The sequence below is a fragment of the Salinibacterium sp. M195 genome (assembly GCF_019443965.1).
Classification (GTDB): Bacteria; Actinomycetota; Actinomycetes; order Actinomycetales; family Microbacteriaceae; genus Rhodoglobus.
The window spans coordinates 1,056,152-1,069,792 of record NZ_CP040814.1 but is presented as its reverse complement, the minus strand read 5'-3'; the positions used below and the strand labels follow the sequence as shown (position 1 = coordinate 1,069,792).

The following is a 13,641-nucleotide window of genomic DNA, read 5'->3' as shown; positions in this document are numbered from 1 at the left end:
TGATGAACGCGATGCATGAAAACGGCTCCGCACACGGTCATATCTCTCCCTTTCTCGAAATCGATCGGAGCGATTGGGCTGAACTTGCGCCAAAAATGAAGGTTCCGCTGTCGCAGACAGAGCTCATCGAGCTGCGCGGACTCGGGGATGAACTCGACCTCACCGAGGTCTCTGAGGTCTATCTGCCGCTCAGCCGCCTGCTCAATCTTTATGCCGAGAACGCTCAGCGGCTGCATGCCGCCACCACACAGTTTTTGGGCGCCACCACCACCAGCACGCCATTTGTCATCGGCGTCGCAGGCTCAGTAGCCGTGGGTAAGTCCACGATCGCACGACTCCTGCGCGAGCTTCTCTCCCGCTGGGAAGGCACCCCCCGCGTCGAACTTGTCACCACCGACGGTTTTCTGCACCCCAACGCCGAGCTCGAACGGCGCGGCATCCTCGAACGAAAAGGATTCCCTGAGAGCTACGACCGACGGGCTCTGCTCCGGTTCGTCAGCAAGATCAAGGCTGGAGAGCCCGAAGTGCGGGCCCCCTTCTACTCGCACCTGGCCTACGACATCGTTCCGAACGCCGGTATAACGGTGCGCAAACCAGACGTACTCATCGTTGAAGGCCTCAACGTCCTTCAGCCGCCGTCCACGACCAACAAACTCGCCGTCAGCGACCTGTTCGACTTCACTATCTATGTGGATGCTCGCACGAGCGACATTGCGCACTGGTACGAGGAACGCTTCTTACGGCTCCAACGTGGAGCGTTCAGCAACCCGCGATCGTACTTCCATCGCTTCGCCAACCTCACCGAGAGTGCAGCACGGGCGCGCGCGCAACAGGTGTGGAAGCTGACCAACGAGCCGAACCTCATCCAGAACGTGTTGCCGACCCGACCTCGCGCGTCTTTGATCTTGCGCAAGGATGCCAATCACGCAGTATCGAAAGTTCTGCTCCGTAAGACCTAAAGCGGGAACGCTAGTGGCTGAGTTGCGTGCGAACCACCGCGGCGAGGCGTTCAGCCATCTGCTGCGCGATTTCTTGGTGCTCTGCTTCGACCATCACGCGAACCATAGGTTCAGTGCCGGATGCTCGCAGCAAGACTCGACCCGTGTCTCCGAGCTCTGCTTCCACCACAGCAACCGCGTCAGCGATTACCGCGTCTGAGCCCAGCGAGTGGTGGTCAACACCGCGAACGTTCACGAGCACCTGTGGGTAGATCGTCATCACAGACGCCAACTCAGCCAGAGTCTTGCCTGTTCGTTCCATTTCGGCGACCAGATGAAGACCGGTGAGGATTCCGTCACCAGTCGTCGCAAACTTGGTCATGATGACGTGTCCCGACTGTTCACCACCGAGTGAAAGCCCATGCTCACCAAGTGCTTCGAGCACGTAGCGGTCGCCCACTTTAGTTTCGAGCATCTCAATGTTGTGCTCGGCCATAGCTCGGCGGAGACCAAGGTTGCTCATGACCGTTGCTACCAGCGTGCGGTTGTGAAGCACCCCACGCTCGGCCATCGAGACCGCAAGAATCGCCATGATTTGATCGCCATCAACGACCTTGCCGTCTTTGTCTACGGCGAGGCAGCGATCAGCGTCGCCGTCATGAGCAATTCCGATATCCGCACCGTGCGAAAGAACCGCGGCAGCGAGGTTATCGAGGTGAGTTGAGCCCACACCGTCGTTAATGTTGATGCCGTCAGGATCAGCACCGATCACGGTGACTTTGGCACCGGCATCTGTGAAGACCTGCGGCGAGACGCCGGAAGCGGCACCGTGCGCACAATCGAGCACGACGTGGATGCCACCAAGCTGGTTCGGCAGCGTTGACAATAAGTGCACAACATAACGGTCTTCAGCATCGGCGAACCGGCGAATACGGCCTACCTCGACGCCCGTGGGAGCGAGGCTCGGCGCAGCAAGCGCCTCTTCGATGCGGTCTTCGACCTCATCGGGAAGTTTTACGCCGCCCTGACCGAAAAACTTAATTCCGTTGTCTGGGGCGGGGTTGTGCGACGCGGAGATCATGACTCCGAGGTCGGCTTTAAAGTCGGCAACGAGGAACGCTGCTGCCGGGGTGGGAATTACTCCGGCGTCGAAAACATCGACGCCAGAGCTCGCGAGCCCCGCGGATACCGCGGCGGAAATGAATTCGCCGGATACGCGGGGATCGCGTGCAACAACTGCGACCGGTCGGCGGCCTGAAGCGCGCCGACCATCAGCAACTCGACCCTGACCCAGTACGACTGCTGCCGACTGAGCCAGGCCGAGCGCAAGCTCGACAGTAAGATCACTGTTCGCTAAACCACGAACACCATCTGTACCAAAAAGACGTGCCATGCGTTGCCGCTAGCAGGGAAAGCGGGTTAGCGCTTCGAGAACTGCGGAGCCTTACGGGCCTTCTTGAGTCCAGCCTTCTTACGCTCCTTGACGCGAGCGTCACGCGTAAGGAAGCCAGCCTTCTTGAGGATCGCACGGTTGTTCTCTTCGTCGATCTGGTTGAGCGAACGAGAGATGCCGAGACGCAATGCGCCGGCCTGGCCCGAGGGGCCACCACCGGTGATGCGTGCGATTACGTCGTAACCGCCGAGCAGGTCAAGAACCTTGAACGGGTCGTTGATGAGCTGCTGGTGAAGCTTGTTGGGGAAGTACTCGGCGAGCTCACGGCCGTTGACCGTGATGGTGCCCGAACCGGGAACGAGACGCACGCGGGCAATTGCCTGCTTGCGACGTCCGACGGCTGCGCCGGGAACGGTGAGAACGGGGCGAGGTGCGCTTGGCGCCTCAACTGCTGCCGACTCGGTCGTGTACGACTCGGGTGCACCCTCGGTGATTGAATCTTCGATCTTAGCCACTGTAATAAGTCCTTTTATCTTTGCTTCGTAAAGCGCGGGCGCTACTGAGCGACCTGGGAGAGGGTGTACGGAGTTGGCTGCTGAGCAGCGTGAGGGTGCTCAGTGCCGGCGTAGACCTTCAGTTTGGAGAGCTGAGCGCGACCGAGTGAGTTCTTGGGGAGCATTCCACGGACGGCTTTTTCAACCGCACGAGTGGGGTGCTTCTCCAGCATCTCGGCGTACGTGGTGGCCGTGAGCCCGCCCGGGTAACCGGAGTGACGGTAGGCCTTCTTCTTCGCGAGCTTGGAGCCGGTGAGGGCAACCTTCTCAGCGTTGATGATGATAACGAAGTCACCCATGTCCATGTGAGGAGCAAAGGTGGCCTTGTGCTTTCCACGGAGCAAAATCGCTGCGTGGCTGGCGAGACGGCCGAGAACGATGTCGGCGGCGTCGATGATGACCCATTCCCGCTTGACGTCGTCGGGCTTGGGCGAATATGTACGCGTCACAATAGTGCTGCTTTCATTGATCGAGTGAGGTGTTCGTGAATCCCGCTCCGATGGTTGTTTCAGAAGAAACAATGCCGGTGGAGGGCTCATGATCGGATGTCGCGCTCTTATAGCGCAGACACCAAGGGTCAACTCTAGCGGAAGTTCGCCGACGCGGCAAACGTGGCGAACTCTTAGTGGTTGTCAGTCCATGGGTACGCGATGTGAGCGCGTAAGTTCTGCTCGAGCTGCCAGGCCGTCATCCGGCGGGTAACCCACTTCGACGAGAGTAAGTCCCTTGGCCGGCATGACCTTGTACTCACTCCCCTTTGATCGTTCATCCCGAATTTCGACAGGGCGTGCGATCTCCAGCTTGCCCTGACCGACAAAAACGCCAGCACCGACCAAAGATCGAACCATGCTGTGACAGAAGGCATCCGCGCGAACTTCCGCGACGATGATGCCCTCCTCATTACGGCGCCAGCGGAAATGCTCAAGCCAACGCACTGTTGATGCACCTTCACGGGGCTTGCAGTACGCCGCCCAATCGTGGAGTCCCAGCAGTTCGTTCGCTGCCGAGTTCATGGCATCGACATCGAGCGTCGCCGGGTACCAGACCGTGTGGTTGCGATATCGCGGGTCCCGCGGCGACTCATTGTCAGCGATCCGGTATTCATAGCGGCGCCACAAGGGAGAGAAACGCGCATCGAAACCATCAGCGGCAATTTCGGAGCTCGATACGTGAATATCCGCTTCCAACCCCGCGATGCCGTTAATTCGTCGCGCCAACGAGGCCGGGCCGTCGTACCGCTTTCCACCCATATTTCCCCGGCGAGGGCGATCGAGGCTATGTAGCTGCGCTTCAGTGAGATCCAGATGAGCAACCTGGCCACTCGCGTGCACGCCAGCATCCGTACGGCCCGCCACTATGAGAGTGGGGATCACACCGAAACGACGGAAAATGACGCTGAGCGCGTCTTCGATCGTGCCCTGAACGGTGCGGAGCACAGGCTGTTTTCCCCAGCCAAAAAAATTGGTGCCGTCGTACGAGATGTCCAGCCGAAGCCGAGTCTTCGAAGGATCCAGAAAATCGCTGACTTCGGGGTCAGAAGTCGACTCGGTAGTCGAGTCGACGGGTGTCTGCTGATCCATTATTCAATCCTATTTCACGAAGAAAACCCCGGCCCGCACGAGGCGGAACCGGGGTTTTCTCTCACGAAGAAAGTTACTTCTCTTCTGCAGTCTCTGCAGCAGCGTCCTCAGCAGGAGCCTCAACGGCTACGTCTTCGGTTGCAACTTCGTCAACAGGAGCTTCCTCAACGGCTGGCTCTTCTGCAGCGGCCTTCGGCTCTGCCTTAGCGGCAGCCTTCGGCGACTTCTTCTTAGGTGTTACGGGCTCAAGAACGAGCTCCATCTGAACCATCGAAGCGTTGTCTCCCTTGCGGAAGCCAAGCTTCGTGATGCGGGTGTAGCCGCCGTCACGGTTCTCAACCTGCGGTGCGATAACCGTGAAGAGTTCGTGGATGACGGTCTTGTCGCCAATGATTCCGAGCGCGCGGCGACGGTTGTGCAAGTCACCCTTCTTCGCGAACGTGATCAGGCGCTCAGCAACGGGACGCAAGCGCTTGGCACGCATTTCCGTTGTCTTGATGCTCTTGTGCGTGAACAGGGCTGCGGCCAAGTTGGCAAGCATGTGGCGCTCGTGCGCCGGTCCACCGCCGAGACGCGGGCCCTTAGTAGGTGTAGGCATTTTCTAGTTCTCCAGTGTCAAAGGTTCGAGCCAGTGGCTCAAGCGTTGGTCTCGTCGTCGGCGTATCCGCCGTAGAAGTGCGCGCTGTCGAATCCGGGAACGCTGTCTTTCAACGACAGTCCCATCTCGACGAGCTTGTCGCGTACTTCATCAACCGACTTCTGACCGAAGTTACGGATGTTCATGAGCTGGGTCTCGGAAAGAGCGACCAGTTCACTGACGGTGTTGATTCCTTCGCGCTTGAGGCAGTTGTAGCTGCGCACCGAAAGATCAAGATCTTCGATCGGCATGCTGAGCTCAGTCGAGAGCACGGCGTCAACCGGTGCAGGACCAATCTCGATACCCTCGGCTGCCGTGTTGAGCTCGCGAGCGAGTCCGAACAGTTCGGTCAGTGTGCGACCGGCGGAAGCGATGGCATCACGCGGGGTGATTGCTGACTTAGTTTCGACATCCACAACCAGGCGGTCAAAGTCAGTGCGCTCACCGGCGCGAGTTGCCTCGACGCGGTAAGTGACCTTGAGTACGGGCGAGTAGATCGAGTCGACCGGAATCTGGCCGGCTTCGCTGAACTCGCTGCGGTTCTGAGTTGCAGTGACGTAACCGCGGCCACGCTCGATGGTCAGCTCAAGTTCAAACTTGGCCTTGTCATTGAGCGTTGCGATGACGAGCTCGGGGTTGTGAATCTCTACACCGGCAGGTGCGGAGATGTCAGCGGCCGTAACCTCACCAGCACCCTGCTTGCGCAGGTAAGCGGTGATGGGCTCATCGTGCTCGCTGGAAACAACGAGGTTCTTGATGTTGAGGATGACCTCAGTGACGTCTTCTTTAACACCGGCGACGGTGCTGAACTCGTGAAGAACTCCATCGATACGGATGCTGGTGACAGCTGCTCCGGGGATCGACGAAAGAAGGGTACGGCGGATGGAGTTTCCGAGGGTGTAACCGAAACCAGGTTCGAGCGGCTCAATGACGAACCGTGAACGGAATTCGGAGATGTTCTCCTCAGCAAGGGTGGGACGCTGTGCAATGAGCACTGGTGATTCCTTTCGGCAAAGTGTCCGCTATATGACACTTGGGGGCGACGGGTGGCTGGCCCGTCGTTTTTTGAGTTGTGCGCTGGAACTGTGAGCGAGGGCCACAGCGGGCCCTCGCCACGACGCCAGCACTAGCCGGTTGCCCGGTTAGTACGGCGTGAAACTAAACGCGACGACGCTTGGGCGGACGGCAACCATTGTGCGTCTGCGGTGTTACGTCGTTGATCGAACCCACTTCGAGGCCAGCGGCCTGCAGCGAACGAATCGCTGTTTCGCGACCTGAACCCGGTCCCTTGACGAAAACGTCAACCTTCTTGACACCGTGCTCCTGAGCCTGGCGTGCAGCCGACTCAGCAGACATCTGTGCGGCGTAAGGGGTCGACTTACGCGATCCCTTGAAACCGACGACACCTGACGACGACCAGGCAAGAACAGCGCCGGTGGGGTCAGTGATGGTCACGATGGTGTTGTTGAACGTTGACTTGATGTGAGCCTGGCCCACTGCAATGTTCTTCTTCTCTTTACGACGCGGCTTACGAGCGGCCGATTTTGGTGCTGCCATTGTTTTCTCCTAAAACTTTGATGGCGACGACGCTGGGAATGAACCCAGGGTCTATCGGGCCTTCTTCTTGCCGGCTACGGTGCGCTTCGGGCCCTTGCGGGTACGAGCGTTGGTCTTCGTGCGCTGTCCGTGAACGGGCAGTCCCTTACGGTGACGGATACCCTGGTAGCTGCCGATTTCAACCTTGCGGCGAATGTCTGCTGCGACCTCACGGCGGAGGTCACCTTCTACTTGGAAGTTTCCTTCGATGTAGTCACGAAGAACGATGAGCTGGTCATCGGTCAGATCGTGAACGCGAATTTCTCCGCTGATTTGTGTGTCGGCGAGGGTTTTGAGTGCCCTCGTGCGGCCAACACCGTAAATGTAAGTCAGTGCGACCTCTACACGCTTGTCGCGTGGGATGTCGACGCCGGCTAGACGTGCCATAGTGGCTTCTCCTGTTAATGAGTGGAGGTCTGTAACAGCACCTGTGCACCGGCCTCCAACCGGTGGTGTCCCCCGCCCCTACTTACGTAAGTTCTGGATCTGGTGTTGCTAGTTCTGAGTATTCAGTTGTGAATCTGCGTAGTGCGGTGATTGCTCACCGCATACGATCCGCTCGCGAAGGCTTTAGCCTTGGCGTTGCTTGTGACGCGGGTTCGCCTTGCAGATGATCATGACGCGACCGTTGCGGCGAATTACGCGGCAGTGGTCACACATGGGCTTGACGCTGGGTGCTACCTTCATAGTTTTTCCTTGTGAATCGCTGTCATCGTTCCACTAATCCTGCAAAGGAAGAGCGGACGTTACTTTCCGGCGATCTCTACTTGTAGCGGTAGGTGATCCGACCGCGAGTCAGGTCATAGGGGCTCAGCTCTACAACCACACGGTCCTCCGGAAGGATTCGGATGTAGTTCTGTCGCATTTTGCCGGAGATATGAGCGAGCACTACGTGGCCGTTACTCAACTCAACACGAAACATCGCGTTGGGCAGAGCTTCAACTACTGCTCCTTCAATCTCAATGACACCGTCTTTTTTGGCCATAGCCTCTTCGTCGCTATAAGTGGAGTTCGCTGGTCTGCGTGGATGTGGTGAGTGACTTTCGAAAAAATCTAGGCACGAAAAAATCGTCCTGAAACACCAAAGATCAAGCCTACGCTAATCCCGGGCGTTTCGCCAAGTTGGGGCTAAGATTGCGCCTCTACTGTTTCGACAGCAGCCGCAAAGAGGGCATCGCCCTCGCCTATGCCCATTACCTGGGTGACAAACTCCGCTGCTGTGAGTGATGACCGAAGCTCGAGCATCCGCACACTTTCCGGGTCCTCCGGCACGTCGAACTGCAGAGCTGCACCGACAGCACGCAACAGAGCGGTCGGCGTTGTGCCGGCTGCCGCGAGCTCACTAGCAGGGCTTATGAAACGCTCATTGCGGGACAACTTGCGAAGTGGACTGCGTCCAACACGCTCAGGGGTGTCAGGAAGGTGCGGGTTGCTGAAGCGCCGAACACACGTCGCAACGTAAGCGGCATGGTCGGCGGCATCGAAACCGTGCTTGGCAATCAGCATTGCGCTGGTCTCGGCAAGAACGGCATCTACCTCGTTCGCAACAACCGTGATGCCCATTGCCTCCGCGAGTGTGCTCGCGCCGTGATTTCGACCGTGATAGGCGAGCGTCGCATGCCCGGTGTTGACCGTAAAGAGTTTGCGCTCGATGTAGGGCTCAAGGTCAGCCACGAAGTGTACGTCGGCGATCTCGGGAATGTTCTCTCCGAAAGGTGCGCTCTCGATCGCCCACTCAAAGAAGTCTTCGACAGTGACGTCGAGACCAGCGGCACTATCTTGAGCCGGGACGATGCGGTCAACCGCCGTATTCGCGAAGATCGCTTTCGCGGCGAGCGTTTCAGCATCGACCGCGACTGCAACCTCAGTACGCAAGTTATTCGTCGCATAAAGAGCGTTCTCGCAGGCGAGAACTTGCAGCGGCGGAAGGTCGTCTGCACGGTCTTTGATGGCCTTCGCTATCAACGGTGCGACGAATTTGAGGATGTTAGGGCCGACAGCAGTTGTCACCATGTCAGCGGTGGCGATCTCTGCGATCACGTCAGCTTCATTGCTCGCGCTATTGAGAGCGCGGAAGTTGTTGACTGTTTCGGTGCGAGGCTCAGCTCCCACCTCGTGCACCTGGTAGCTATCGGCAGCCGCAAGGCTGTCGATAAGTTCGGCCGCGACATCCGCAAACACGATCTCGTAACCGGCCTTGTGCAGGATTAGTCCGACGAAGCCACGGCCGATATTTCCGGCTCCGAAGTGTACGGCCTTCATGCGTTGTTCAATTCAGCGAGCAGCGAGAGCAACTCTTCTTCGTCGGAAGCGTCGACCAGCTTCTGCACTTCGTCGTTGTCGCTGAAGATTGTGGCGACACCAGCCAGGGTGTCCATGTGTCCACCGTCTTTGCCAGCGATTCCGACAACGAAGCGAACCTCGTTGCCATCCCAATCGAGGGGATCCGCGTACCGCACGAACGAGAGCGCTGATGACAAGATCGTATCTTTGCCCTCGTTCGTGCCGTGCGGAATTGCCAAGAAGTTGCCCATGAATGTTGATGTCATCTCTTCACGGGCCTTCATGAAGTCAAGGTACTCGGGCGTTACCGCCCCCGCAGCAATGAGAATGTCAGCCGCTTCAGCGATTGCTTCCTCTTTGGTGCGTGCAGTGCCAGCTGCTTTGATCTGACTTAGCTCGAGTACCTTGCTCATGATGTCTCCTCTTACTTACTTGCTAACCATGTCGACGACTTCATCGTATTTCGGACTGTTCATGAAGTTATCAACGGAAACATGGATCGCGCCGGGAACTTTCTCCGTCGCGCGCTCCGTCAGCTGGTCTTGAGTAATGATGAGATCTTCAGACCCATCTAGATTCGCGATTGCTTTGTTCGTCACATTGATACCTTCAACGCCAGCCTTCTTGAGCTTATTACGGAGAACCGTAGCCCCCATGGCACTGGATCCCATGCCTGCGTCACACGCAAACACAACGTTCTGGATCTTCGTGGCAGTTGCGGCACCAGCGGTTGAGCCAGCAGCAGCAGCACCGGTTCCGAGCAGGTCGCCTACTGAGCTGTCCTTTCCCTTGTTGGCTGCATTCTTGGCAACAGCAGCAGCGAGTGCGTCGTCACCATTGGCCATGGCCTCAAGGTCACGCTTACGGCCGGCACGGATGATCACCGCAGCGACAGCGAACGAAACAGCAGCCGAGAACACTACCGACAGCAGTACGCCGATGATGCTTCCAGGAGGTGTCTGCGCGATGACCGCAATGATCGATCCAGGCGATGCCGGAGCACGCAGACCGGACTGGAAGATGACGTTCGTGAGAACACCAGTTGCTCCACCGGCGATTGCAGCAACGACGAGAAGCGGCTTAGCCAATACGTAGGGGAAGTAGATCTCGTGAATTCCACCGACGAAGTGAATCAGGATAGCGCCGGGAGCGCTTGCGCGCAGCAGGCCAACACCGAACACCAGGAAGGCGAGCAAGATGCCGAGGCCGGGGCCAGGGTTGGCTTCGATGAGGAAGAGGATCGACTGGCCCTTTTCGAGCGACTCTGCCGTACCGAGTGGTGTGAAGACACCGTGGTTGATGGCGTTGTTGAGGAAGAGGATCTTGCCAGGCTCAACGAAAACGCTGGCGAGCGGGAGCAGGCCGTTGTCTACGAGGAACGCAATGACGGATTCGAGACCGTTGCTGATCGCGGTAACGATCGGGGCAATGAGGAAGAACGAAGCGATCGCGAGCAGCATTCCGACGATTCCACCGGAGAAGTTGTCGACGAGCATTTCGAAGCCGGGACGAATCTTTCCGACCCAGATCGAGTCGATCTTCTTCATGACCCACGCAGCACCAGGGCCAACGATCATGGCACCCAGGAACATCGGGATTCCGGCGCCGATGATGACACCCATCGTCGCGATGGTTCCGATAACTCCACCGCGGGTTCCGTAGACCATGCGGCCACCGGTGTTAGCAATGAGCAAGGGGAGTAGGTAGATAATCATCGGACCGACGAGGCCCGTGTTTGTTACCTCGGGGTCAAGGCTCCAGCCACCTAGCTGCTGAACCCAGACCGGGTCAATGCCGAGCAACGGCAACCAACCAGTTTGGATGAACAGTGCAGTGATAAAGCCCCAAGCGATGAATGCCGCGATGTTCGGCATCACCATTCCGCTAACGAAGGTTCCAAATTTCTGGACCCCTACGCGCGCACCGCCACTCTTGGCGGTCGTAGACGACGTTGTCATTGTTTTACTCCGATATCTGTGATGTTGGGATACTGCGAGGGAAGCGACCGGTCACGACTACTTCTCGTCGTGGTCGGTACTGAGAATTTCGGTGAGTTCGGCAATGATTGCGTCTGCGCCGTCACCGTCCGCGCTGATGGTCACTTCGTCACCGTGGCTCACTCCTAGCGAGATAACGCTCAGGATGCTGGAAGCATTGACGGATTTGTCACCCTTAGCGATCGTGACGTTGAGCCCCGACGCTGCAGCAGCCTGCGTGAAGAGCGAAGCCGGACGAGCGTGGAGGCCGTGGGCCGATGCCACCTGAACAATTTTTTCAGCCATGATTGCCACTTTCTGTTGTTGTCTGGGTCAGAGAATCAAGGAGGTTAAGCGCGATATCCGCGCCAGCAGGAGTGAAGTTCAGCGAAGGAAGCTGTAATGCGGTCGCCCCGATGGAGATGGCCGCAGCGTTCGCCTGATCGAAGAAGTCGGCAACGTGCGAGCTCACCATGACGACGTCAACGTCGATGAGCGGCATCGTTAACGCCGAGATGCTTGCAGGAAAGAATGTGTGGTGGATGCCGCGTACTTCCGATTGGCGTCGCAAGGCGTGTACTAAGAAGGTGCTTGATGCACCTGCACCACAAACCACCAACACTGATGCCATCTTTTCGCCTCCTTGCGAGCACTACGCGGACTTCTTCCGGATTCCATAGTGACGTGCAGGGACGAGCCGCATCCAATAGACAACATTCCGCACTCGCGGAAGGCTTCATAAGCAAGAATGGATGTCTGATGCTCGATAACCATTCGCGAATGATCGAATACCTCGCCCAAGCCGAGGGGTGGGTCACTGCGTCCGAACTCGCCGACAAGTTGGGCGTCACCACTCGCAGCGTGCGCAGCTATGTCACGGCAGTCAAATCTTCAGCGCTTCCCCTTGAGGTAATCGATTCCTCTACCGCCGGCTATCGGCTCCACCGCGAAAACTATTCAGAGTTCCTCAAGGGCGCATCAAATCGGGAGACGGAGCGCCCCCGAGACCGCCAGTATCACCTCGTGAGACGACTCGGCGATGCTCCCCAAGGCGTCGACATTTACGCCCTCGCCGAGAGCTTTTTTGTGAGTGAGTCGACGATCGAAGCGGACCTTCGAAAAATCAAGAGCGGTCTGGTCGAGTCGGGGCTCACTCTTACCCGTCGCGGATCCCTTGTGATTCTCGCCGGCTCGGAGCCCAACCTACGGCGGCTCTTGAGCAAGATGTTCCGAGACGAAGACACCCAAGGGTTCTTGGAGCTGGAGAGCATTCAGCAAGAGTTCGAGTCATCAGATTTGCGCGGCTTTAAGACATCTCTACTCGAGCTACTGGATTCTCATGGCTATTTCGTCAATGAGTACGGCATCAACCATGTGCTGCTTCACGTCGCTATCGCGGCAGACAGAACACCTCAAACCAGCCCAAAACTCGTTGACCCGGCACCAAAATTTACCAACGAACTAGCCGCGCTTATCGCCGACCACTTTTCGGTGCACCTGGCGCGCACGGAACTCACTGAAATTGAGACCCTCCTCACCACACGCGTTATCACTCGAACCTTCGGCGTCGACGATGCGCCAGATGTCGACCTCGACGACCTGATCACTCGCGTTCGTCGAACCGTCGACCGCGTCGGCGAGGAATACCTTGTCGACCTCGATGACGACGACTTCATCAGGCGCCTCTCGCTGCACGTCAGAAACCTGATTCTGCGAGCTCAAGACCTGTCGTACTCGCGAAACCCCATGACTCGATCTATCAAGACGACGTATCCCATGATTTACGAGCTAGCTGTGTTCATCGCTGCTGAAGTTCAGCGAAGCGAGGGAATCACGATCCACGATGACGAGATCTCGTACATTGCTCTTCACGTCGGATCACACCTGGAACGTCAAGCGAAGCGCGAAGTACGACTCACTGCCGCCCTCGTCTGCCCGAACTATCATGATCTCCACGTCATCCTTCGAGAGCGTATCGAGGCGCTTCTCGGAGACGAGTTGCAACTCCGCATCGTGATTACCCGAACCGATGTTGATCTCGCTGAGCTCTCCACTGACTTAGTGCTGACGACAATTGATCTTCGCTCGTTCGCTGACAACGTCGTTCTCATCCAGCCGTTCCTCACGGAAGCGGATGTCGACAGCATCCGCAGAACCATCGGCAAAGTACGTCGGCAACGTCGGCGCCGTGCCCTCACCGACGAGCTGTTGAGATTCTTCGACCCCGCGCTCTTTCTGCGGAACTTCAGCGCCCCGAGCGAGGAGGCGATGATCGATGCACTCGGCAACCGAATGGTCGAAGCCGGGGTTATTGATCGCGACTACATTGCCGGCGCGATTGAGCGCGAACGGATGTCGTCAACAGCGTTCACTGATTCACTCGCTGTTCCGCACGCGATGACCATGAACGCTCACCGGACTGCCATCAGCATCGTCATCAATGAGACGCCAATGCAGTGGGGTGAGAACAGAGTCAACGTGATCGCGCTCATCGCTTTTAGCGCCGCCGGACGAACCACATTCCAGACAGTATTCGACCAGTTTGTGACCGTGTTCTCCGACCGCGAGTACGTTCAGCAACTCGTGAAGAAGGCCGTCGACTTCCCGACGTTTATAGATGAATTGGTGCGCGGCATCGAAGACTAGGGCGAAGCAGCCAAGCCACCAGCTACGAGCTACGAGCT

Annotated in this window: 17 protein-coding genes; 2 read left to right on the top strand and 15 right to left on the bottom strand. The window is 57.7% G+C overall.

The genetic code is table 11. From position 1 onward, the window contains the following. The first annotated feature begins 11 nt into the window (after nt 1–11). Nucleotides 12–959 carry a type I pantothenate kinase gene (coaA, locus tag FFT87_RS05105; protein ID WP_255560066.1) on the top strand — a complete coding sequence of 316 codons (948 nt, stop codon included), beginning with the start codon at nt 12–14 and terminating at the stop codon, nt 957–959. A gap of 10 nt (nt 960–969) precedes the next feature. On the opposite strand, the gene glmM is transcribed toward coaA, so the two are convergent. From glmM to FFT87_RS05030, 15 genes are all read right to left on the bottom strand, one after another. Continuing rightward, nucleotides 970–2,331, bottom strand: a complete 1,362-nt coding sequence (glmM, locus tag FFT87_RS05100; protein WP_219950255.1) for a phosphoglucosamine mutase — start codon at nt 2,329–2,331, stop codon at nt 970–972. 26 nt (nt 2,332–2,357) lie between these two features. Next, a complete protein-coding gene (gene rpsI / locus FFT87_RS05095; RefSeq protein ID WP_010203784.1) occupies nt 2,358–2,846 on the bottom strand; it encodes a 30S ribosomal protein S9 in 489 nt (162 codons plus the stop codon). A 41-nt stretch (nt 2,847–2,887) separates the two neighbouring features. Next, nucleotides 2,888–3,334, bottom strand: a complete 447-nt coding sequence (gene rplM, locus FFT87_RS05090; protein WP_219950254.1) for a 50S ribosomal protein L13 — start codon at nt 3,332–3,334, stop codon at nt 2,888–2,890. Nucleotides 3,335–3,517: 183 nt separating this feature from the next. Further along, the gene (locus FFT87_RS05085) at nt 3,518–4,465 is read right to left on the bottom strand and encodes a tRNA pseudouridine(38-40) synthase TruA (protein WP_255560065.1); all 948 of its coding nucleotides are present in this window, start codon (nt 4,463–4,465) and stop codon (nt 3,518–3,520) included. A 73-nt stretch (nt 4,466–4,538) separates the two neighbouring features. Then, the gene (gene rplQ, locus FFT87_RS05080) at nt 4,539–5,063 is read right to left on the bottom strand and encodes a 50S ribosomal protein L17 (RefSeq protein ID WP_219950253.1); all 525 of its coding nucleotides are present in this window, start codon (nt 5,061–5,063) and stop codon (nt 4,539–4,541) included. A 38-nt stretch (nt 5,064–5,101) separates the two neighbouring features. Then, nucleotides 5,102–6,097, bottom strand: a complete 996-nt coding sequence (locus FFT87_RS05075; RefSeq protein WP_219950252.1) for a DNA-directed RNA polymerase subunit alpha — start codon at nt 6,095–6,097, stop codon at nt 5,102–5,104. A gap of 163 nt (nt 6,098–6,260) precedes the next feature. After that, nucleotides 6,261–6,659 carry a 30S ribosomal protein S11 gene (gene rpsK, locus FFT87_RS05070; RefSeq protein WP_197106438.1) on the bottom strand — a complete coding sequence of 133 codons (399 nt, stop codon included), beginning with the start codon at nt 6,657–6,659 and terminating at the stop codon, nt 6,261–6,263. A 51-nt stretch (nt 6,660–6,710) separates the two neighbouring features. Continuing rightward, nucleotides 6,711–7,085, bottom strand: coding sequence for a 30S ribosomal protein S13 (gene rpsM, locus FFT87_RS05065; RefSeq protein ID WP_141990764.1), 375 nt, complete (start codon nt 7,083–7,085; stop codon nt 6,711–6,713). A 183-nt stretch (nt 7,086–7,268) separates the two neighbouring features. After that, a complete protein-coding gene (gene rpmJ / locus FFT87_RS05060; protein WP_219950251.1) occupies nt 7,269–7,385 on the bottom strand; it encodes a 50S ribosomal protein L36 in 117 nt (38 codons plus the stop codon). Between the two features lie 76 nt (nt 7,386–7,461). Beyond that, complete coding sequence (infA, locus tag FFT87_RS05055) at nt 7,462–7,683, bottom strand: translation initiation factor IF-1 (RefSeq protein WP_009773103.1); 222 nt, start codon at nt 7,681–7,683, stop codon at nt 7,462–7,464. Nucleotides 7,684–7,826: 143 nt separating this feature from the next. Beyond that, entirely contained in the window at nt 7,827–8,960 is a 1,134-nt protein-coding gene (locus FFT87_RS05050) for a mannitol-1-phosphate 5-dehydrogenase (RefSeq protein ID WP_219950250.1), read from the bottom strand. Beyond that, nucleotides 8,957–9,394 (bottom strand): PTS sugar transporter subunit IIA, encoded by a 438-nt coding sequence (locus tag FFT87_RS05045; protein WP_219950249.1) that lies wholly within the window; start codon nt 9,392–9,394, stop codon nt 8,957–8,959. Before FFT87_RS05045 ends, FFT87_RS05050 begins: the two co-directional genes overlap by 4 nt. Nucleotides 9,395–9,409: 15 nt before the next feature. Next, nucleotides 9,410–10,939 (bottom strand): PTS mannitol transporter subunit IICB, encoded by a 1,530-nt coding sequence (locus FFT87_RS05040; RefSeq protein ID WP_219950248.1) that lies wholly within the window; start codon nt 10,937–10,939, stop codon nt 9,410–9,412. A 57-nt stretch (nt 10,940–10,996) separates the two neighbouring features. Further along, nucleotides 10,997–11,263: an HPr family phosphocarrier protein gene (locus tag FFT87_RS05035; protein ID WP_219950247.1), complete on the bottom strand. Its 267-nt coding sequence runs from the start codon at nt 11,261–11,263 to the stop codon at nt 10,997–10,999. After that, on the bottom strand, nt 11,256–11,588 hold the full coding sequence (locus FFT87_RS05030) for a PTS sugar transporter subunit IIB (RefSeq protein ID WP_219950246.1): 333 nt from the start codon (nt 11,586–11,588) through the stop codon (nt 11,256–11,258). Before FFT87_RS05030 ends, FFT87_RS05035 begins: the two co-directional genes overlap by 8 nt. A gap of 149 nt (nt 11,589–11,737) precedes the next feature. Here FFT87_RS05030 and FFT87_RS05025 point away from each other — a divergent pair, with 149 nt between their 5' ends. Next, complete coding sequence (locus FFT87_RS05025; RefSeq protein WP_255560064.1) at nt 11,738–13,603, top strand: BglG family transcription antiterminator; 1,866 nt, start codon at nt 11,738–11,740, stop codon at nt 13,601–13,603. The last annotated feature ends 38 nt before the right edge of the window (nt 13,604–13,641 follow it).